This is a genomic window from Erythrobacter sp., assembly GCF_011765465.1.
Lineage (GTDB): Bacteria > Pseudomonadota > Alphaproteobacteria > Sphingomonadales > Sphingomonadaceae > Erythrobacter.
The window spans coordinates 2,632,526-2,652,032 of sequence record NZ_CP050265.1; the positions used below are offsets into that span (position 1 = coordinate 2,632,526).

A 19,507-nucleotide genomic window follows, 5' to 3' on the forward strand; every position below is an offset into this window, starting at 1 on the left:
CCGCGCCTTCGTCCTCGCTAGACGCGCAGCAGAGCTGCGCCCGCTGCGGGCGGCCGGTCGGCCTTGCGGACCCTGCGGGTCCGTTTATTGGGGTGGGCATGACCTTTTCGTTGCTCGGTTTCGACCTTGATCGCTTCGTCCGCGAAACGCTTGCCGAAGACCTCGGCGAGGGGCTTCCCGGCGGCGGGCGCGATGTCACTTCGGACAGCGTGATCCCCGCCGAAGCTCGCTTTTCGGGCGTGATGGACAGCCGCGATGCGATCGTCGTCGCCGGACTTCCGCTGGCCGAAGCCTTCTTCCGCGCGCTCGATCCGGACTGCACCATCGAGATGCTCGTCGCCGACGGCGAGGCTGTGGAGGCCGGGACCGAGCTCATGCGCCTCTCGGGCAAGGCCCGCGCGCTGCTCACCGCCGAGCGCAGCGCTCTCAACACGGTCCAGCACCTCTCCGGCATCGCCACCATGACCCGCGCCTATGTCGAAGCCATGCGGAAAGGCAGCGCGACCTGCACCCTGCTCGACACGCGCAAGACACTGCCCGGTCTGCGCGCGCTCGAGAAATACGCGACCCGGATGGGCGGCGCACGCAACCACCGCATGGGCCTGTGGGATGCGGCCATGATCAAGGACAACCACGTCGCGGTCGCGGGCAGCGTGGGCGAAGCGGTGCGCCGGGCGGCCGAGGCGGGGGTGAAACCGATCATCTGCGAGGTCGACCGGATCGACCAGGTCGAACCGGCGCTTGCCGCGGGCGCGCATCACATCCTGCTCGACAACATGGAGCCCGAGATCCTGCGCGAAGCCGTCGCGCTGATCGCGGGCCGGGCGGCCACCGAGGCGAGCGGCGGGATCGACCTTTCGACCATCGCGGCCAAGGCGGCGAGCGGGGTCGATTACGTCTCGGTCGGGCGGCTCACCCAGAGCGCGCCCGCCGCCGACATCGGCCTCGATTTCCAGCCGGAATAAGGCCGTGCGCAGAGCCCCGAGCCCCCGCCCGCTCGCGGTCCATGCCTTCGCCGCGATCCTGCTCGGGCTCGCTGCCTGGAACCTCGCCACCGCCTTGTGGGACCTGCCCGCACAGGAAGAGATCCTGCGCTCGCTGGGCCTCGGCTTCGAATGGAACCGCGACTGGACCATTGTCGCAAGCTCGGCATGGTTCACGGTCGAGCTGATCCCGATTGCCGCCGTGTGGCTCGTCGCAAGCCGTTTCGCGCGCGGGTTCATCACGGCGATGGCGGCGATCAAGGTCGTGCTGATCCTCTCCAACCTGCCGATGCTCTATGCCCTGCCGGGCGTGCTCGTCGGACAGTCGATTTCGCTGGTGGCGGTGGCGCTGCTCTACACGCGCGAGGCGAATGCATGGTTCGCAAAGGAGCGGGATGATCCGGCGGTGTTCGACTAGCCTTGCGGCCCTGCTGGCGCTCGCCCTGCCCGCCGCCGCGCCAATGCCGGTTTGGGCGCAGGCGTATCAGTGCCGCGCGCCCGCCATCCGCTCGGTCCCGGCCATCGCGCCCGACGGGCCGCGGCGGGAAATGCCGGTCACGGGCTACACCCTCGCCCTTTCATGGTCGCCCGAATTCTGCCGCTTCCGCGAAGGCCAGCGGGCGCACCGCTTCCAGTGTTCGCGCGACAATGGGCTGTTCGGCCTCGTCGTCCACGGCCTGTGGCCCGAAGGCCCGCGCGGGCGCTGGCCGCAATGGTGCGCCACGCCCGCAAAACCGACGCCCGCCGAGCTCGCCGCGCAGATGTGCGTGATGCCCTCCGCCCGCCTCGCCGCGCGGCAATGGGCCAAGCACGGCGCCTGCATGGCGAAGCGCCCGGCGACCTATTACCGCGTCACCCGCATCCTGCTGAGCGGCCTGCGCCTGCCCGATTACGACCGCATCAGCCGCGAGGACGGCCTCACCGCCGGACGCATCCGCGGCGCTTTCGCCGAGGCCAATCGCGGCTGGTCGTCCGCCGCTGTGGGAGTGAAGCTCGACGAAGGCGGCTGGCTCGAGGAAATCCGCCTCTGCTATGACAGGGGCTTCAGGCCGAAGCGCTGCGATGCCCGCCGCTTCGGCGCAAAGGACGACGCGCCGGCGCGGATCTGGCGCGGCCTGTGACGGGAGAGAACGCATGATCGACATCGAGGAAATCGCACCCAACACCCACCGCATCGCGATCTACGCCGAATTCCGCGAGGCCGATGCCCGCGCCTTCGTCGAATTCGCTCAGCGCCAGCTCGAGGCCGGGGCGGGCGGCAATGTCCTGATCGACCTCGTCAGCCTTGCGGGCTGGTCGTTCTCGGCGATGAGCGAGGAACTGGTCCACGTGCCCATGCTTTTGCGCTGGGTCTATTCGCTTGGCCGCATCGCGCTGGTTTCCGACGAGGAATGGATGCGCACCGCCGCCCGGCTCGAAAGCGCCCTGCTGCCGGGCGTCACCTATGCCGTCTACGACGAGGACGAGATGGACGCCGCGCGGGCGTGGGTGACGGGCGAAATCGACCACCCCCACGGCGGGGCGGTGAACGAGCTCGACCTCGGCGCGGACATCGCAGGGTTCGAACTGGTCGGCCGGCTCGACCGCGAAGAGGCCGAACGCGCGCTCGACACGGTCCGCGCGCGGCTGGTGGGGACCGAGTGTTCGAAGCTGATGGTGGTGATCCGCAAGTGGCACGGCTTCGAAGCCGACGCCGCGCTCAGCAGCCACGTGATGAATTCCAAGATCGACCTCCTCAAGCATTGCGACCGCTACGCCGTGGTCGGCGGGCCCGACTGGATGCGGGCGCTGGCGGGAACCTTCGGCAAGCTGGTGAAGCCGGAAGTGCGGACCTTCGACCTCGACGAGGAAGACGAGGCGCTGGCCTGGCTGCGCAGCTAGAGGCTTGGGGCTAGCGCCGCTCGCGGAAGAAATCGCGCAGCAGCGCCGCCGCCTCGGCCTCGCCCATGCCGGAATAGACCTCGGGCCGGTGGAGGCACTGGGCCTGTTCGAACACCCGCGCGCCGTGTTCGACCGCGCCGCCCTTGGGATCGCTCGCGGCGTAATAGAGCCGGGCGATGCGGGCATGGGCAATCGCGCCCGCGCACATCGCGCAGGGTTCGAGCGTGACGTAGAGATCGCATCCGGTGAGCCGTTCGGAGCCCAGCGCCTCGGCCGCCATGCGCAGCGCGCGGATCTCGGCATGGCCGGTGGGATCGGGCGGCAGGCGGGTGGCATTGGCGGCGAGCGCGATCACCTCGCGGCCACGCACGACGGCGGCGCCGACCGGGACTTCCCCGGCCAGCGCCGCGTCCTTCGCCGCATCGAGCGCGGCCCGCATCGCATCGGGAACCGGCCAGCGGGGCATCGCCCCGGCGCTGTCCGGCCCCGTCACGCGGTCACGGGCCGCGTCGCGGCTTGATCAGTTGGCCTCACCATCGCCCGCAGGGTCTACATCAACCGTGGGGACTTCGACAGTCTCCTCCTCGGTGCCGACATCGACATCCGGGCCTTCGACGTCGTATTCGGGCATATTGCCTTCTTCGACGGTCGGCATGCCTTCGACTTCGGGCATTTCGCCTTCCTCGGTCTGTTCGACGTCGCAGGCGGCAAGGCCGAGCGCGGCGGTAGCGGCGAAAGTGGTTGCAATGATCCTTTTCATGGCGTTTCCTCCATAGTCTTCGGCGCGCGGATTCGGGGTGCGCCTTTGGTATTCGCAGGGTCAACGGGCCCACACGGCGGGATGTTCCGCCTTGACCTTACTCCTGCGCGTGGCTATGCGCGCCGCTTTCCGGGTTCACCTGAGTTTCCGCCGGGCCGAATCGTTTTCGAGGCCCCGGCAGGCTCGCCCGCCAAACTGGACGAAACGAGAGATATCATGTCGCGGATTTGCGAACTGACCGGCAAGGGCCGCCAGGTCGGCCACAATGTGAGCCACGCCAACAACAAGACGAAGCGCGTCTTCCTGCCCAACCTGCAGAACGTAACGCTGCTGTCGGAGAAGCTCGACCGCAGCTTCAAGTTCCGCGTTTCGACCCAGGGCCTGCGCTCGGTCGAACACAATGGCGGGCTCGACAACTGGCTGCTCAAGACCAGCGACGACAAGCTTTCGGCGCGCGCTCTCAAGGTCAAGCGCGAGCTCAAGAAGGCCGCCGCCTCGGCCTGATCCGTTGGGCTGGGCCGGGTTGACCGGTCGCTATTTTCCAAAAAGGCGTGCGGGGCGACCCGTCACGCCTTTTTTGCATTGACCGGCGCAGCGCCCTCAATCTTCGGCGGCGGAAGGATCGAAGACGAGCTTTGCCAGCAAGGTGCGCTGCATGATCGAAAGATTGTCGTCGGAGATGATCCACACGGCCACGCGGCCGTCTTCGAACGGCTCGAGCGCGATGCCCTCGTAGTTCTCGGGAGGAACGACGCCTTCCAGCCGCAGCGCGATGCGCGGTGCCCAGGTCTCGCCAGCGCGCGGTGGCGGGCCGATTGCGATGAGGCTCTCGAACGGCGGCAGGGCGAAGACGGTGTTGCGCATCAGCAAGAGCAGGTCGCCGCCCGGCAATTGCGCCAGATCGGTCGCGGCGAAGCCGGGCGCGGGATTGCGAAAGGCGAAAGGCTCGCCCGCCTCCACCTCGACCGGGTCGCCTGCGAAGACCAGGCCCTCGCGCCCGCCTTCGGGCAGGACCACGAAACGTCCGTCGGAAAGCCGCACCATTGCCTCCGCGCCCGAATTGGAGGGCCAGCGGACCTCGCCTTCGAGCAGGCGCATCCCGTCGAACCCGTGTCCAGGCGTATAGCGCAGGATCGCGTGCGTGTTTTCGAAACCCAGCCAATATGTCCCGGTGGCAGGGTCGCGCGTCGCGGATTCGATGTCCCACAAATCCTCGCTGAGCGGCGGCGCGACGGCCTGGAGCGCGATCGGACGCTCGCCCGGCTCCGGCGACGGTCCGTCCGGGCGGGCGAAGGCGAAGCGCGAACCGCGGTCGGAAAAGGCGAGCAGGCGATCGTCGCGCGCAGCGAGCAGTGCCGAATAGCCGCCGAAATCGCGATTGGGGCCCGAGGAATAATGCCACACGCCCGCGACGCTCCAGCCCGGGGTGGTGGTTCGGGCGGGCCCGGCGACCCGCTCGAGCGCGACGTGGCGCGGCAAGCCTTCGGCCACCGGCGTGCGCACGAACGTCCCCGGCGCGCACATCAGGGCCACGCCGAGCGCGGCGATCAGCCGCTTCGCGCGCATTTCAGTCCATCGGCCCCGCGAGCAGCAGCGGATCGAGCCGCCAGTCCTTCCACTTGAGGCTCCAGTGCAGGTGCGGCCCCGTCGCCCGCCCGCTCGACCCGACATTGCCGATATACTGGCCCTGTTCGACCGCCTCGCCTTCCTCCACCGCGATTTTCGAGGCGTGCAGGAAAGCGCTGTTCAGCCCCATGCCGTGATCGATGATGATGAGCGATCCCTCGAGGCTGAAGCCGGTGCGGGCGAGCACCACGACCCCGTCCGCAGGGGCGACGAAGGGCGTGCCGGCGCCGGGGGCGATGTCGATGCCCGAATGATAGCTGCCCGGTTCGCCGCGGTAGATCCGCTGGCGCCCGAACCGCCCTGAAATCCGCCCCTTGACCGGCCAGATGAAATCCTGCCGCCAGCCGGTCGCGCCCGTTTCCTTCGCCCGCGCGGCGACGATCGCTTCCCATTCGGGCTTGCGCTTCTTCCACCACGCTTCGCTTGTCCCGCCGCTGCGTTTGGCCACGTTGACGCGTTCGATGTCCCAGTCGCGCCGGGCGATGGCAAGCTCGCGGCGCACGTGCGCGCCATTCGCGAGTTCCGCTTCGAGCACCAGCGTTTCGGGCGCGTCGCGGTCGAAGGCGGCGAAGAAGCTGCCGTCGGAGGCGATGTCGACCGGCTGGTCGGCCAGCGTCACCGTCTCGGCCCCCGCAGGCGCGGTTCCGCGCAGGAATCCGCCCTGGATCAGGCGGCCCTCGACCTCGAAGCCCTCACTCGCGCGGCTTTCGGCGGCCTTTGCGGGAGCTTCGCCTGCGCGCTCGGAGCCGCCCGAGCAGGCGATCAGGAACGCCGCCGCGCAAACCGCGAAGACCGGGTGCGACCGGCGCAGGGGCAGGGCGGTCATTCGCGGCCGAGCAGGCGGCGCGTCGCGACCTCGGCGGAGGCATAGGCCTCCTGCAGTTCCGCGCTCCAGTAGCGCAATTCGTCGAGCGGGATGATCTCGCCCGTCACCGCGCACACGACGTGCTGGCCAGGGCGCAGGACGCGGAAACTGGCGGGGCCGTAATAGAGCCTTGCGGCCTTGTCGGAAGTGGACATCAGCATGGGGTCTTCCATAGCAGCGAGCGCCTATCCGAACAAATCGTCCTGTCGCGGCGCACTCGCGGGTTCTTTCGGCGTAGCGGAACGCGCTTTGCCGCCCGCTGAACGGGGCGCTGAACCGGCAGGCGCGACCTCCAGCGTTCCGTCGGCGAATTGCAGCGAGAGCGTCGCCTCCTTCGCCGCACGCGCCTTGCGGGTCAGCGCCTCGCCGCTTGCCGAGCGGACGATGGCATAGCCCCGTTCGAGCGGCTTTTCCGGGTGCAACTGGTCCGCGATCCGCGCCAGCGCGGCAAGTCGTTCTCCGGCATCGCGCAGGGGCCGCTCGACCAGCGAGGGGACCAGCCGCGCCGAAGCGAGCCGCCGCTGCGCCTCGGCATGGCCGCGCCGCAGCATTCCGGGATGGAGCCTCGGCCCCCAGTTCGCCAGTCGTTCGCGTCCCTGACCGGCCCGGTCGAGCAGGCCGCGGCGCAGGCGTTCGGTGGCCTCGTCGAGCCGCTGCGCCTGCGGCTGGAGCAGTTCCTCGGGCCGCGGCAGGCGCTGGGCGCGCGCTTCGAGCCGTTCGTGCCCGAGTTCGACCGGGCGATAGACCGCGCGCGCCTTGCGATTGGCGAAATCGGCCAGCGCGAGCGCGAGGTCGCGGCGGACCGGGACCGCCATTTCCGCTGCCGCGGTCGGTGTCGGCGCGCGGCGGTCGGCGGCGAAATCGGCGAGCGTCGTGTCGGTTTCGTGGCCCACGGCGGAGATCGTCGGGATCGAGCAATCCGCGATCGCGCGCACGACGATCTCCTCGTTGAAGCTCCACAGGTCCTCGATCGACCCGCCGCCGCGCGCGACGATCACGACATCGGGCCGCGCCACCGGCCCGCCGGGCCCTAGCGCATCGAAGCCCCGGATCGCCGCCGCAACCTGCTCCGCCGCGCCCTGCCCCTGCACCAGCACCGGCCAGACCACGACATGGCTCGGGAAACGGTCGGCAAGCCGGTGAAGGATGTCGCGGATCACCGAGCCCGTGGGCGAAGTCACGACCCCGATCGTGCGCGGCAGGAACGGGAGCGCCTGCTTGCGCTCGGGCGCGAACAGCCCTTCGGCGGCCAGCCGCGCGCGGGTCTTTTCGAGCAGCGCCAGCAGCGCGCCTTCGCCCGCGAGTTCGAGGCTGTCGATCACGATCTGGTATTTCGAGCGCCCGGCATAGGTGGTGAGCTTGCCGGTCGCGATCACTTCCAGCCCGTCTTCCGGCACGAAAGGCAGGCGATTGGTGTTCCCGCGCCACATCACCCCATCGAGCACGGCCTTGTCGTCCTTGAGGCAGCAATAGAGATGCCCCGAGGCGGCGCGCTTCACCCCCGACAGCTCCCCGCGCAGGCGGACATGGCCGAAGCGGTCCTCGACCGTGCGCTTCAGGAGGCTCGAAATCTCGCTGATGGAAAGCGGCGCGGCGTTGTCGCCCTGCCTTGTGCGCGCTACGAGCCCGGCATTGTCACTGTCTGAAGGGGTGCGAGCCATGAATGTCCTGTTGCTGGGATCGGGCGGGCGCGAACATGCGCTAGCATGGAAGCTGGCGCAATCCCCGAGCCTTTCAAGGCTCTACGCAGCGCCCGGCAATCCGGGGATCTCGGAAGAGGCCGAATGCGTCACGCTCGATGTGAACGATCACACAAAGGTGGCCGCCTTCTGCCGGGACAAGGACATCGCCCTTGTCGTCGTCGGCCCCGAAGCCCCGCTGGTCGACGGACTCGCCGATAGCCTCCGCGCAGAGGGCATCGCGGTGTTCGGCCCGTCGAAGGCCGCCGCGCAGCTCGAAGGGTCCAAGGGCTTCACCAAGGACTTGTGCGCGCGCGCCGGCATTCCCACGGCGGGCTATGTCCGCACGACGTCGCTCGACGAAGCGCGCGCCGCGCTCGCCCGGTTCGAGCCGCCTTTCGTGCTCAAGGCCGACGGGCTCGCCGCGGGCAAGGGCGTGGTGATCGCCGACGACATCGAAGCCGCCGAAATCGCGCTCGCCGATATGTTCGGCGGCCAGTTCGGGAAAGCGGGCGCCGAAGTCGTGATCGAAGAGTTCATGCGCGGGGAGGAGGCGAGCTTTTTCGCGCTGACCGACGGGACGTTCATCCTCCCCTTCGGCAGCGCGCAGGACCACAAGCGCGTTGGCGAGGGCGATGTCGGGCCCAACACCGGCGGCATGGGCGCCTATTCGCCCGCGCCCGTGCTGACCGAAGAACTCGAGGCACGCGTGATCGACGAAATCATCCGCCCCACGGTAGAGACGATGGCGGCGGACGGGACGCCCTATTCGGGCGTGCTCTACGCCGGGCTCATGCTGACCGACGCAGGGCCGAAGCTGATCGAATACAATTGCCGCTTCGGCGATCCCGAATGCCAAGTGCTGATGATGCGCCTGAGAGGCGATCTCGCCGCGATCATGCTCGCCTGTGCGCGGGGCGAACTCGCCGGGGTCCGCCCCGATTTCGCGCCCGAAACCGCGCTCACCGTGGTCATGGCGGCCAAGGGTTATCCCGGAACGCCTGAAAAGGGCGGGGCGATTGATCTCGGCGAGGCCGAGGCGGGCGAGGCCAAGGTCTTTCACGCCGGCACGGCGGAAAAGGACGGCGCGCTGGTGGCAAGCGGGGGCCGCGTTCTCAACGTCACCGCCATGGGCGCGAACGTGACCGAAGCGCAGCGGATTGCCTATGAGGCGGTCGACACCGTCTCCTTCCCGAGCGGTTTCTGCCGCCGCGATATCGGCTGGCGGGAAATCGAGCGCGAGAGGCGGGCGGGCGAATGAGCCTAGGCGAAATCGCGCGCCGGGATTATCCTTAATCCATGAAACGCATCGCCCTTCTCGCCGCCGCCGCGCCGCTCGCGGCGTGCCAGACCCCGGACAAGACGACCGCCGAGCCTGCGGCGGGGGAGCCTGACCCGCCCGCTTTCGTCGAGGCCGCCTGCGGGGGGTGCCATGCGGTCGAGCCGCCCTTCCTCTCGCCCAATCCGCAATCGCCGACCTTCGAGGCGATCGCCAACCGCCAGGGGCTGTCCGAAGACACGCTCGGCGACTGGCTCGCCGACGCGCACAACTATCCCGAGATGATGGATTTCGACCTCACCCGCGCGCAGGTCGACCAGATCGCCGCCTACATGGTGACGCTGCGGCGCGAGGACTACGTCCCCGCCCCCTGACGCGTCAGAGCTTTTGCGCGATCAGCGCCTGCAAGTCCGCCTCGGGCCGAGGGCCGTAGTGCGAAATGACCTCGGCCGCCGCGATCGCGCCGCGGCGCAGGCACTTTTCCAGCGGCTCGTCCTTGGCGAAGCCCGACAGGAATCCCGCCGCGAACTGGTCGCCCGCGCCGGTCGTGTCGATGACCTTGGCCACCGGCTCGGCAGCGACGCTGGCCCGGACGCCGCCCGCATCGGCGACCGCGCCCTTGGCCGAGCGGGTCGCGACGAGGCACGGCACCTTGGGCGCGACCATATCGAAGCCCTTTTCGAAATCGGGCTCGCCGGTCAGCGTCGCGAGCTCGCTTTCGTTGACGAACAGGATGTCGATCATGCCGTTATCGATGAGATCGCGGAAATCGTCGCCGTGGCGCTCGATGACGAAGCTTTCGGACGCGGTGAAGGCGACCTTGCGTCCCGCGCTGCGGGCGACTTCGATGGCGCGGCGCATCGCCTTGCGCGGTTCCTCGGGATCCCACAGGTAGCCTTCGAGATAGAGGATCGCGCCGCTCGCGATCAGGCTTTCGTCGAGCGCGGTCGCGGGCAGGTACTGGCCCGCGCCGAGAAAGGTGTTCATCGTCCGCTCCCCATCGGGGGTGACGAAGATCAGGCAGCGCCCGGTCGGCGGGTCGCCTGCGCGCATCGGCGTGTCGAAATCGATCCCCGCCGCGCGGATGTCGTGGGCGAACACCTTGCCGAACTGGTCGTCGGCGACCTGCCCGATGAAGGCGCATTGCGTGCCGAGCTGCGACAGCCCCGCCAGCGTGTTCGCCGCCGAGCCGCCCGATTTCTCGGTCGCGGGGCCCATCGCTTCGTAAAGCCGGTCCGCGCCCGGCGCATCGACCAGCGTCATCCCGCCGCGATTCAGTTCGAGTTCCTCGATCGTTTCGTCGTCGCACGAAGCGATGATGTCGACGATGGCGTTGCCGATGGCGATCACGTCATAGCGCGGTTCGGTCACAGATGATGTCCCGTTGCTTGTCTTGGAAAAAGGTGTGCGACAGCGCCTAGCCCGGCGCGCGGCGCAATCCAAGGGGAAGCGTAGGGAGCGATTCGGCGCAGCGTTTCGACGCAGCGGTTTGACAGGGCCGGGCCGGGCACTATCGCTCGCAGCCGATGCAATCCGTGCTCACCTCCCTTGCCACGGCATTCGGGCAGCTCACCGATCCGGCGGTGATCCGGGTCGCGGCGAAGAGCGTGTTCGTCACCCTGCTGGTCTTCGCGGCGGGCGGGGTCGGGCTGTGGTGGGGGCTCGAAAGCGCCATCGGCGTCTTCTTCGCAAGCTTTCTGCCGGAACGCTTCAATAACGCTGCGGCGGCGGTCCTCGCGGTGTTCCTGTGGCTGGTCGGCTTCTGGCTGTTGTTCCGCATCGTTGCGCTCGCCGTGCTGCAATTCTTCGCCGACGAGATCATTGCCGCGGTCGAGGCGCGTCACTATCCGCAGGCGGCTGCGCGGGCGAAGCCGCTGCCTTTCGGGCGCGATCTCGCCAATTCGCTGCGCGGGGCGGGCCGCGCGCTGGCGCTGAACGCGCTGACCCTGCCTCTGATTGTCTTGCTGTGGATCACCGGGATCGGCCCGGCTCTCGTGGTGCTGCTCGTCAACGCTTTCCTGCTGGGGCGCGAGCTGACCGACATGGCGTGGCTGCGGCACGAGAGCGAGTGCCCGGCAAACCCGGTTCCGAAAGCGCAGCGCTTCGCGCTCGGTGCGGCGGTCGCGGGGCTGATGCTGGTGCCATTCGCCAATCTCCTCGCGCCCATTGTCGGCGCGGCCGCCGGAACCCATCTCGCCCAGCGCGCGCTCACGGGGCGCGCGGGAAGGGAGACTGCCGATGCCTGAAAGCCCGCGCCTTTTCGCCGCCTGCGCCACTCTGGCGCTGCTGTCGGCCTGCGCCGGAGGCACCGCGGTCCCGCTGCCCTCGCCCGGAGCGAGCCCCGCGCCCCGCCCCGCCGAGCCCTTCCGCGCGCCCCGCCCCCAGCCGGGCGGCGACCTCGCCGGGGTGATGGGCGCGGACACGCGAGCGCTCTACGCCCGTTTCGGCGAACCGCGCATCGACCTCGTCGAGGGCGACGCGCGCAAGCTGCAATTCTCGGGCGATGCCTGCGTTCTCGACATCTACCTCTACCCCCTTACCCAAGGCGGCGCGCCGGTCGCGACTCATGTCGAGGCGCGGCTGCGGCAAGGCGGCACGGAGACCTCGCGCGAAGCCTGCATCGCCGAGATCGAGCGCGCGCGCGACACGCGGTAACGCGGTCTTAAGCCTGTTCGTGCCATGCCCCCATGCAAAGCCACGCAGGGGACAGGCCCGAAAATGACGACGCATTTCACCGAACTCGCGCGCCGCGCGGCTGCCGATGGGCAGGTTTCCGCGCACGAGCTGCTCGCGCTGCGCCAGCAGGGCTGGGGCGACGGCATCATCACCCGCGAAGAGGCCGAGGCGCTGTTCGCGGTCAACAATGTCCTCACCGAACGGGACGAACCGTGGTGCGATTTCTTCGTCGAGGCGATCGGCGAATATGTCCTCAACGGCAACGAGCCGCGCCTGCAATGCTCCGAGGCCGAAGCGCAATGGCTGATTGACCAGGTCGACCACGACGGCGTCGTCGAGAGCCTCGTCGAACTCGAAACCATCGTGCGCATCGTCGAGCGCGCGCAGAACGTGCCGGTTCGCCTGAAGGATTACGTCCTCGTCCAGGTCGAACGCGAGGTGCTCACCGGTATCGGCCCGACCCGCTGCGGCGGGGCGCTTTCCGCGACCCACATCACCGCGGCCGAATGCCGCATCATCCGCCGGGTGATCTTCGCCAGCGGCGGGCACGGCCCGGCGGCAGTGAGCCGCTACGATGCCGAAATGCTGTTCCGCCTGAAGGACGAGACGCTGGCCGAGGAAAACGCGTCCGAATGGGACGACCTCTTCCTCGACGGCGTGTCGAACTACCTCAAGGGCTTCGCGCTCCAGAACGCCCAGCTCGACCATGATCGCGCTCGCGAACTGCGGGCCTTCATCGCCGACAGCAAGCCGAACGTGGCGCGTTTCATGGGGCGGATGGCGAAAGAAGTGCCGAACGTCGCCAACCATTTCGGCAAGGTCTTCGGCAAGAAGGACGCCGGGCCCGGGTTCGAGGAACAGGCCGCAGCCGGGGCCGAAGTGACCGATTACGAACGCGAATGGCTGGAAAAGATGATCGACGCCGACGGCGAGGTGGACGAACTCGAACGCCGCCTGCTCGCGCGGATCATCGAGGAAGGCTGAGGCGCTCCGGGCGCCTTACACCATGAAGCTTTCGCCGCAGCCGCACGCGCCCTTGGCGTTGGGGTTCTCGAACACGAAACCGGCAGTGAAATCATCCTCCTGCCAGTCCATCACCGAACCGACGAGGTAGAGCACGCTCGCCCCGTCGATGTAGAAGGTGCCGCCGGGCGTTTCGATCTTCTCGTCGAATTTCTGCTCTTCGGTGACGTAATCGACCGAATAGGCAAGACCCGAGCAGCCCCGGCGCGGAGTCGACAGCTTGACCCCGATCGCGTCGGCGGGCGCGTTCTCCATCAGGTGCGCGATCCGCGCTTCAGCGCCCTTGGTCAGGGTCACGGCGGCGGGCATCTGGCGAGTTTTCGTTTCGGTCGTCATCACAGCATTCCCAGTTCGAGGCGCGCTTCATCCGACATTTTCTCGGGGCTCCACGGCGGATCCCACACGAGCACGACTTCGGCGTCGCGGATGCCGGGGACGGAGCAGACGCGCATTTCGACCTCGCCCGGCATCGTCTCGGCGACGGGGCAGTGCGGCGTCGTCAGCGTCATGGTGACGGTCGCGTCGCATTCCTCGTCGACCTCGACACCATAGATAAGACCCAGATCGTAGATGTTAACCGGGATCTCCGGATCGTAGATCTCACGCAGCGCCTCGATCACCGCGCCCTGCAATTCGCCGCCCGCGCCGGTCGCGGGGGTTTCCGCCGGAGTCGCGGCGAGGAAGCCTTCGAGATAGTCGCGTTCGCGCTTTTCGCCCGGCTCATCGGGATCGACCGCGTCCTCGACCCGCGCGCGCGGGGGTTTCGGGGGCGCTTCGGTCGCTTCGATGACGTTTTCGTTCGGGGCGGGAGCTGCCACGTAGTCGCGGGTTTCGTTTTCGTTGTCGGTCATGAGCCTGATCCTTCAGGAACTGTGTCCAAAGATTTTCCGGGTGCGCTGGATTCCGCCGATCAGCGCATCGACATCGGCCTCACTCGAATAGAGGCCGAAACTGGCGCGGGCAGTCGCGGGGACGCCGAGATAGTCCATCAGCGGTTGCGCGCAATGATGCCCGGCGCGGATCGCGACATTCGCCTCGTCGAGGATCGTGCCGAGGTCGTGCGGGTGGATGTCGCCGATCGCGAAGCTGACGATGCCGGCGCTGTCCTCGGGCCCGAAGACGCGCACGTCGTTCATCGCGGTGAGTTCGCGGCGGAGCTTCGCCACCAGCTTCGCCTCGCGCTCGTGGATGGTGTCCATCCCGATTTCCGCGACGTAGTCGGCGGCCGCGGCGAACGCGATCGCTTCGGTGATCGCGGGCGTCCCGGCTTCGAACCGCTGCGGGGCGGGGGCGTAAGTCGTTTTCTCGAAAGTCACGCGGTCGATCATCGCCCCGCCGCCTTCCCACGGCGGCATGGCGGCGAGGATGTCGCCTTTCGCCCACAGCGCGCCGATCCCGGTCGGGCCATAGAGCTTGTGCGCGGAAAAGACGTAGAAATCGCAGCCGAGTTCGGTCACGTCGACCGCCATGTGCGGGGCCGACTGGCATCCGTCGAGCAGCAGCTTCGCGCCCACGCCGTGCGCCAGTTTCGCGGCGCGCGGGGCATCGAGCACGCTGCCGAGCACGTTCGAGACATGGCACAGCGCAACCAGCTTGTGCTTCGGCGTGAGCATCGCCTCGGCCGCATCGAGATCGATCCGGTGGTCCTCGGTCAGCGGACAGACATCGATTTCGGCGCCGGTCGCCGCGGCCACCATCTGCCACGGCACGATGTTCGAATGGTGTTCGAGCTGCGAGAGCAGGATGCGGTCGCCCTCTTTCAGGTTCGCCCGGCCCCAGGAATTGGCAACGAGGTTGATCGCCTCGGTCGCGCCGCGGGTGAAGACGATCTCGTCCTCCTTGCCGCCGAGGAAATCCGCGATCCGCCGCCGCGCGCTCTCATACCCGAGCGTCATCTGCGCCGAGCGCGAATAGACCCCGCGATGGACCGTGGCGTAATCCTCGCCCAGCGCGCGGGCCATGGCATCGATCACGGCGCGCGGCTTCTGCGCGGTCGCGGCGGTGTCGAGATAATGCCACGGCTCGCCCTCGGGCGTGAACATCCCTGGGAAATCGGCCTTCAGGTCGCGGTCTATCGTGGCGGGTGCATTCATCGCGGCGCGTTCTCCAGCACGGCGAGCGCGGCGTCGAGCAGGCGCTCATGCTCGGCCTCGTCCTCCAGCGCCACGAACGCGTCGGCGATGAAGGCTTGCACCAGCAGGCGCTGGGCGAGTTCGGGCGAAAGCCCGCGCGCGGCCATGTAGAAGCGCGCACTTTCATCGAGTTCGCCGACGGTCGCGCCGTGGGCGCATTTCACGTCGTCGGCGAAGATTTCGAGCTGCGGCACGGCGTTGGCGCTGGCGCCCGCTTCGAGCAGCAGCCCCTTGAAATCCTGCGCCGCGTCAGTCTTCTGCGCGTCTTTCACGACCTTGATTTCGCCGAGGAAATTGCCCGTCGCATCGCCCCAGTGAACGGCGCGGACGGTCTGGTTGCTGGTCGCCTCGCGCTCGGCGTGGATGGTGGTGGTGACGAATTCGCGCGTCACCTCGTCGCCGCCGATGGTCACGCCGCCGAATTCGAAGTGCGCACCCCTGGCCAGCGTCACCTCGACCTCGACGCGGGTGTAGTCGCGCCCGGCATTGGTGGCGAACAGCTCGAGCCGCGCCCCTTCGCCCAGCGTCACGCGGATGCGGTGCAGTTCGGGCGAGTCGCCGCCCACGACCATGCATTCGCGCCGCGTCTCGCCCGCATCGAGCGCGATTTCGCGCCACTGGTCGAGCGCGTCCGCGCCGATCCGGCCGAGCGCGTCGATATCGGCATAGCGCCACGCTTCCTCGCGGCGGGTGGGAAGGGTCGCTGCCTCAGGCATCAGCCATCACCGCGTCATAGCCTTCTTCCTCGAGCCGCAGCGCGAGTTCCGGTCCGCCGGTCTGGACGATCCGGCCGTCGGCCAGCACGCTCACGCGGTCGGGCTTCACCACGTCGAGCAGGCGCTGGTAGTGGGTGATGAGCAGAACACCCTTGTCGGGCGCGCGCATGATCGCATTGATCCCCTCGCCCACGACGCGCAGCGCGTCGATGTCGAGGCCGCTATCCGTCTCGTCGAGCACGGCGAAATCGGGGTCGAGAATGCCCATCTGGACCATTTCGGCGCGCTTCTTCTCGCCGCCGGAAAAGCCGACATTCACCTGCCGCTTGAGCATTTCCATGTCCATCTTGAGCAGGCCGGCCTTTTCCTTGGCGAGCTTGAGGAATTCGCCGCCGCTGACGGCTTCCTCGCCCCGGAACTTGCGCTGGGCGTTCAAGGCTTCGCGCAGGAACTGGACGTTGGACACGCCGGGAATTTCGACCGGGTACTGGAAGCCGAGGAACAGGCCGGAAGCGGCGCGTTCGTGGGGTTCGAGTTCGAACAGGTCCTGCCCCTTGAAGGTCACGCTGCCGCCGGTCACTTCGTAGCCCGGCTTGCCGCCGAGCACGTTGGCGAGCGTCGACTTGCCCGCGCCGTTGGGGCCCATGATCGCGTGGACTTCGCCCGCCGCGACTTCAAGGGTCAGGCCCTTGAGGATCTGCTTGGTGCCCTTGTCACCATCGGCAACTTCGGCGGTGAGATTTTCAATAGCCAGCATCGCCAGCCTCCTTGCTTGGTTTGTCGGTTTCGCCCGTGCCTTCGATTTCCATGCGGCTCTTGACCACGGAGGCGTCGCGCAATTCGATCACCAGCCCCTTGGGCCGGGTCGCCTCGTAGTTGTCGGTCCTCGCCTGGGCATTGGCGAGGTTCTGAGTGAACTGCTTGTCGAGATCGGCCCCGCGCGCGATGTGGATGAGGCCGATGTTTTCGAACAGGGTTTCGATCTCGCCGTCGCTCATCGGGGTTTTCGCGCCGCGCATCATGTCCTTCGAAGCGGCGACCGCCTCGGCGCGCTCTTCGGCGCAGCGCGGGATGTCGGCGCGGTGCTGCTGCTCGAAATCGGCGACGCCGGTGATGCGCCGGTTCGAGAGGTTGAGGCAGCTGCGATAGTCCTGCACGTAGGGCCGCAGGAGGCGCGGGTATTCCACCACCCAGGTTTCCGGGTCGTCGTTCTTGATCGCGACGGCGGCCTCGCCAACGCCCTGCAGGGCGAAAAGCGGCGCAGCGACGGTGAGGGCGAGCGAGATCATCGGCGGCCCCCTGCGTGTTGCGCGTTGTGGCGGTTGCGGGCTTCCTGCTTGTCGGCAATGCGCTGGCGCATCCCGGCGGTGATGCGGGCGAGCACGCCGTCCATGTTCTCGAGGATTTCCGACGCCTTGATGCGCATGACCTTGATCCCGACCGCCTCGAGGCTCCTGTCGCGGCGAGTGGCGAGCGCTTCGGTGTCGCCTTCCTCGAAGATGTCGACCGCCATGCCGAGCGTGTGGCAGTTGAAATCGACGATCGCCGAGCCGACCACCGCATGGCGGGTGAATGTGTGCCGGCCGAGGTCCGCCTTGGCGAACCGCGCCGCGAGCGCCTTGTGCGCCTCGGACGAATGCCGCCGCAGCTCGCGCGCCTGGGCGTGAAGCTGGTCGAGCCGCTTCTCCGAAATTTCCCACCCGCGCCCCTTTTTCTTGAGCGCGGGGGCGGTGGAGTCCTCGGAGGGCTCGCGGAGTTGGAGGGTCTTGCGGTCGGTCAACCCACGCTCCCCTCGAGCGAGATCGCCAGCAGCTTCTGCGCCTCGACCGCGAATTCCATCGGCAGTTCCTTCAGCACCTCGCGGGCGAAGCCGTTGACGATGAGCGCCACGGCCTCTTCCTCGTCGAGGCCGCGCTGCATCGCGTAGAACAGCTGCTCGTCCGAGATCTTCGACGTGGTCGCCTCGTGCTCGATCTGGGCGCCGGGATTCTTCACCTCGATATAGGGCACGGTGTGCGCGCCGCAGGTGTCGCCAAGCAGGAGCGAATCGCACTGGGTGAAATTGCGCACCCCGTCCGCCTTCGGACCCACACGCACGAGGCCGCGATAGGTGTTGGACGACTTGCCCGCCGAAATGCCCTTGGAGATGATCGTCGAACGGCTGTTCTTGCCGTTGTGGATCATCTTCGTGCCGGTGTCGGCCTGCTGGAAATTGTTGGTCACCGCGACCGAGTAGAACTCGCCCACGCTGTCCTCGCCGTTGAGCACGCAGGAGGGATATTTCCACGTCACCGCAGAGCCGGTTTCGACCTGCGTCCACGAAATCTTGGACCGGTCGCCCTGGCAAAGCCCGCGCTTGGTGACGAAATTGTAGATCCCGCCCTGCCCTTCGGCATTGCCGGGATACCAGTTCTGCACGGTCGAATACTTGATCTCGGCATCTTCCATCGCGACCAGTTCGACCACGGCGGCGTGGAGCTGGTTCTCGTCGCGCATCGGCGCGGTGCAGCCTTCGAGATAGGAGACGTAGGAGCCCTTTTCAGCGACGATCAGCGTGCGTTCGAACTGGCCCGTATTCTCGGCATTGATGCGGAAATAGGTCGACAGCTCCATCGGGCAGCGCACGCCTTCGGGGATGTAGACGAAGGTGCCGTCCGAAAAGACCGCGGAGTTGAGGCAGGCGAAGTAGTTGTCGTTCCGGGGCACGACCCGGCCGAGCCACTTCTTCACCAGCTCGGGATGCTCCTTGATCGCCTCGGAGATCGACAGGAAGATAACGCCCGCCTTCTGCAGTTCCTCGCGGAAAGTGGTGGCGACCGAGACGGAATCGAACACCGCATCGACCGCGACCTTGCGCGCGCCCTTCACCCCGGCGAGCACTTCCTGCTCCGCCACGGGAATGCCGAGCTTGTCGTAGACCGACTTGATCTCCGGATCGAGCTCGTCGAGCGATTCGAGTTCCGCCTTCTTCTTGGGCGCGGCGTAGTAGTAGGCGTCCTGGTAATCGATCGGCGGATAGCCGACCTTGGCCCAGTCGGGTTCGGGCATATCCTGCCACATCCGGAACGCCTTCAGCCGCCAGTCGAGCATCCATTCGGGCTCGCCCTTCTTGGCGCTGATGAAGCGAACCGTGTCCTCGTTCAGCCCCTTGGGCGCGAATTCGGTTTCGATCTCGGACGACCAGCCGTGCTCGTATTCCGCCGCGCGGGCGGCGGCGTCGCGCGCTTCGCGGTCGGTCAGCTCTTCGGTTTCGATACCGTCGGTTTCGGCGCCTTTGGTTTCGACGGGAAAATTGTCGCTCATGCGGCCCTCTCTTCAATCGTGGGTCGGGTTTTCGGCGGCGGTGGATCGCGCAGCTGGGCGAGCGTGATCTCGGCCAGTGCGCCGCGCAGCGCGTCGTTGATGATCGGCCAGTGCGGCTTCATCGAGCAGCCGGCCTCGAAATCGCAGTCGCCATGGTCGATGCAGGCGGTCAGCGCGATGGGGCCTTCGACCGCCTCGACGATGTCGGCAACGGTGATCGCCGCGGCAGGCCGGCCCAGTTGCAGCCCGCCGCCCGCGCCGCGGACCGAGCGCAGCAGGCCCGCCGCGGTCAGTTTCGACACGAGCCGTTGCACCGTCGGCACCGGAAGCCCGGTTTCGCTCGCCAGTTCCGCCGCGCTCACTCGCCCGTCGCCGCAATGGCGTGACGCCTGCGACATGGTGATGACGGCATAATCGGCGAGGTTGGAAAGGCGCATCGGCTCCTGCTTGCGAATGATTCTCAAATCGGACTATTTCGTTCCGATTAGGAAATACGAGCAAAATGCTCGGATTTCAATGCCCGATGGCCTGTTGCGAGTCGTTAGCGAAAGGGGCGCGCAACCTGTCGGCGCGCGCCCCTCGCT

The 19,507-nt window shown here is 67.7% G+C and carries 26 protein-coding genes; 10 read left to right on the top strand and 16 right to left on the bottom strand.

Annotated elements, in window-relative coordinates; translation table 11 throughout:
- The first annotated feature begins 98 nt into the window (after nt 1–98).
- Genes nadC through G9473_RS12620 form a run of 4 tightly spaced genes read left to right on the top strand, consistent with a single transcriptional unit; the run spans nt 99 to nt 2,864 of the window.
- Complete coding sequence (nadC, locus tag G9473_RS12605; protein WP_291133681.1) at nt 99–965, top strand: carboxylating nicotinate-nucleotide diphosphorylase; 867 nt, start codon at nt 99–101, stop codon at nt 963–965.
- A gap of 4 nt (nt 966–969) precedes the next feature.
- Nucleotides 970–1,401, top strand: a complete 432-nt coding sequence (locus G9473_RS12610; RefSeq protein ID WP_291133682.1) for a hypothetical protein — start codon at nt 970–972, stop codon at nt 1,399–1,401.
- Nucleotides 1,379–2,104: a ribonuclease T gene (locus G9473_RS12615; protein WP_291133683.1), complete on the top strand. Its 726-nt coding sequence runs from the start codon at nt 1,379–1,381 to the stop codon at nt 2,102–2,104. The genes G9473_RS12610 and G9473_RS12615 overlap by 23 nt, the downstream gene beginning before the upstream one ends.
- 13 nt (nt 2,105–2,117) lie before the next feature.
- Nucleotides 2,118–2,864 carry an STAS/SEC14 domain-containing protein gene (locus tag G9473_RS12620; RefSeq protein WP_291133684.1) on the top strand — a complete coding sequence of 249 codons (747 nt, stop codon included), beginning with the start codon at nt 2,118–2,120 and terminating at the stop codon, nt 2,862–2,864.
- Nucleotides 2,865–2,874: 10 nt separating this feature from the next.
- Here G9473_RS12620 and G9473_RS12625 read toward each other — a convergent pair whose 3' ends face one another.
- Both G9473_RS12625 and G9473_RS12630 read right to left on the bottom strand, forming a co-directional pair.
- Complete coding sequence (locus G9473_RS12625) at nt 2,875–3,330, bottom strand: nucleoside deaminase (protein WP_291133685.1); 456 nt, start codon at nt 3,328–3,330, stop codon at nt 2,875–2,877.
- A 54-nt stretch (nt 3,331–3,384) separates the two neighbouring features.
- Nucleotides 3,385–3,624, bottom strand: coding sequence for a hypothetical protein (locus tag G9473_RS12630; RefSeq protein WP_291133686.1), 240 nt, complete (start codon nt 3,622–3,624; stop codon nt 3,385–3,387).
- Between the two features lie 216 nt (nt 3,625–3,840).
- Between G9473_RS12630 and rpmB the strand changes: the two genes are divergently transcribed.
- A complete protein-coding gene (gene rpmB / locus G9473_RS12635) occupies nt 3,841–4,128 on the top strand; it encodes a 50S ribosomal protein L28 (protein WP_291133687.1) in 288 nt (95 codons plus the stop codon).
- Nucleotides 4,129–4,224: 96 nt separating this feature from the next.
- Here the strand turns inward: rpmB and G9473_RS12640 are convergent, their stop codons facing one another.
- The 4 genes from G9473_RS12640 to xseA are packed head-to-tail and all read right to left on the bottom strand — an operon-like array spanning nt 4,225 to nt 7,776.
- The gene (locus G9473_RS12640) at nt 4,225–5,190 is read right to left on the bottom strand and encodes an esterase-like activity of phytase family protein (protein WP_291133688.1); all 966 of its coding nucleotides are present in this window, start codon (nt 5,188–5,190) and stop codon (nt 4,225–4,227) included.
- Between the two features lies 1 nt (nt 5,191).
- Nucleotides 5,192–6,076, bottom strand: a complete 885-nt coding sequence (locus tag G9473_RS12645) for a M23 family metallopeptidase (protein ID WP_291133689.1) — start codon at nt 6,074–6,076, stop codon at nt 5,192–5,194.
- Complete coding sequence (locus tag G9473_RS12650) at nt 6,073–6,276, bottom strand: DUF2093 domain-containing protein (RefSeq protein WP_291133690.1); 204 nt, start codon at nt 6,274–6,276, stop codon at nt 6,073–6,075. Before G9473_RS12650 ends, G9473_RS12645 begins: the two co-directional genes overlap by 4 nt.
- A 24-nt stretch (nt 6,277–6,300) precedes the next feature.
- Nucleotides 6,301–7,776 carry an exodeoxyribonuclease VII large subunit gene (gene xseA / locus G9473_RS12655; protein ID WP_291133691.1) on the bottom strand — a complete coding sequence of 492 codons (1,476 nt, stop codon included), beginning with the start codon at nt 7,774–7,776 and terminating at the stop codon, nt 6,301–6,303.
- Between xseA and purD the strand changes: the two genes are divergently transcribed.
- Both purD and G9473_RS12665 read left to right on the top strand, forming a co-directional pair.
- Nucleotides 7,775–9,055: a phosphoribosylamine--glycine ligase gene (purD, locus tag G9473_RS12660; RefSeq protein WP_291133692.1), complete on the top strand. Its 1,281-nt coding sequence runs from the start codon at nt 7,775–7,777 to the stop codon at nt 9,053–9,055. The genes xseA and purD overlap by 2 nt on opposite strands.
- Before the next feature lie 38 nt (nt 9,056–9,093).
- Entirely contained in the window at nt 9,094–9,447 is a 354-nt protein-coding gene (locus G9473_RS12665) for a c-type cytochrome (RefSeq protein ID WP_291133693.1), read from the top strand.
- A gap of 4 nt (nt 9,448–9,451) precedes the next feature.
- Here the strand turns inward: G9473_RS12665 and G9473_RS12670 are convergent, their stop codons facing one another.
- Nucleotides 9,452–10,444, bottom strand: coding sequence for an adenosine kinase (locus G9473_RS12670; RefSeq protein WP_291133694.1), 993 nt, complete (start codon nt 10,442–10,444; stop codon nt 9,452–9,454).
- Nucleotides 10,445–10,599: 155 nt separating this feature from the next.
- Between G9473_RS12670 and G9473_RS12675 the strand changes: the two genes are divergently transcribed.
- From G9473_RS12675 to G9473_RS12685, 3 genes are all read left to right on the top strand, one after another.
- Entirely contained in the window at nt 10,600–11,319 is a 720-nt protein-coding gene (locus G9473_RS12675) for an EI24 domain-containing protein (RefSeq protein WP_291133695.1), read from the top strand.
- Entirely contained in the window at nt 11,312–11,728 is a 417-nt protein-coding gene (locus G9473_RS12680; RefSeq protein ID WP_291133696.1) for a hypothetical protein, read from the top strand. Before G9473_RS12675 ends, G9473_RS12680 begins: the two co-directional genes overlap by 8 nt.
- Before the next feature lie 63 nt (nt 11,729–11,791).
- A complete protein-coding gene (locus G9473_RS12685) occupies nt 11,792–12,733 on the top strand; it encodes a hypothetical protein (protein ID WP_291133697.1) in 942 nt (313 codons plus the stop codon).
- Between the two features lie 15 nt (nt 12,734–12,748).
- Here G9473_RS12685 and G9473_RS12690 read toward each other — a convergent pair whose 3' ends face one another.
- From G9473_RS12690 to G9473_RS12730, 9 genes are read right to left on the bottom strand one after another with little or no spacing between them, the layout of a single operon-like run.
- Nucleotides 12,749–13,108, bottom strand: coding sequence for an iron-sulfur cluster assembly accessory protein (locus tag G9473_RS12690; RefSeq protein ID WP_291133698.1), 360 nt, complete (start codon nt 13,106–13,108; stop codon nt 12,749–12,751).
- Nucleotides 13,108–13,623 (bottom strand): SUF system Fe-S cluster assembly protein, encoded by a 516-nt coding sequence (locus tag G9473_RS12695; protein ID WP_291133699.1) that lies wholly within the window; start codon nt 13,621–13,623, stop codon nt 13,108–13,110. Before G9473_RS12695 ends, G9473_RS12690 begins: the two co-directional genes overlap by 1 nt.
- Before the next feature lie 12 nt (nt 13,624–13,635).
- The gene (locus tag G9473_RS12700) at nt 13,636–14,865 is read right to left on the bottom strand and encodes an aminotransferase class V-fold PLP-dependent enzyme (RefSeq protein ID WP_291133700.1); all 1,230 of its coding nucleotides are present in this window, start codon (nt 14,863–14,865) and stop codon (nt 13,636–13,638) included.
- Nucleotides 14,862–15,620 (bottom strand): SufD family Fe-S cluster assembly protein, encoded by a 759-nt coding sequence (locus G9473_RS12705; RefSeq protein ID WP_291133701.1) that lies wholly within the window; start codon nt 15,618–15,620, stop codon nt 14,862–14,864. The genes G9473_RS12700 and G9473_RS12705 overlap by 4 nt, the downstream gene beginning before the upstream one ends.
- Nucleotides 15,613–16,377, bottom strand: coding sequence for a Fe-S cluster assembly ATPase SufC (gene sufC, locus G9473_RS12710; protein WP_291133702.1), 765 nt, complete (start codon nt 16,375–16,377; stop codon nt 15,613–15,615). The genes G9473_RS12705 and sufC overlap by 8 nt, the downstream gene beginning before the upstream one ends.
- Nucleotides 16,364–16,909 carry a hypothetical protein gene (locus G9473_RS12715; RefSeq protein ID WP_291133703.1) on the bottom strand — a complete coding sequence of 182 codons (546 nt, stop codon included), beginning with the start codon at nt 16,907–16,909 and terminating at the stop codon, nt 16,364–16,366. The genes sufC and G9473_RS12715 overlap by 14 nt, the downstream gene beginning before the upstream one ends.
- Nucleotides 16,906–17,400, bottom strand: coding sequence for an endonuclease domain-containing protein (locus tag G9473_RS12720; RefSeq protein WP_291133704.1), 495 nt, complete (start codon nt 17,398–17,400; stop codon nt 16,906–16,908). The genes G9473_RS12715 and G9473_RS12720 overlap by 4 nt, the downstream gene beginning before the upstream one ends.
- A complete protein-coding gene (sufB, locus tag G9473_RS12725; RefSeq protein WP_291133705.1) occupies nt 17,397–18,923 on the bottom strand; it encodes a Fe-S cluster assembly protein SufB in 1,527 nt (508 codons plus the stop codon). Before sufB ends, G9473_RS12720 begins: the two co-directional genes overlap by 4 nt.
- On the bottom strand, nt 18,920–19,360 hold the full coding sequence (locus tag G9473_RS12730) for an SUF system Fe-S cluster assembly regulator (RefSeq protein ID WP_291133706.1): 441 nt from the start codon (nt 19,358–19,360) through the stop codon (nt 18,920–18,922). Before G9473_RS12730 ends, sufB begins: the two co-directional genes overlap by 4 nt.
- Between the last annotated feature and the right edge of the window lie 147 nt (nt 19,361–19,507).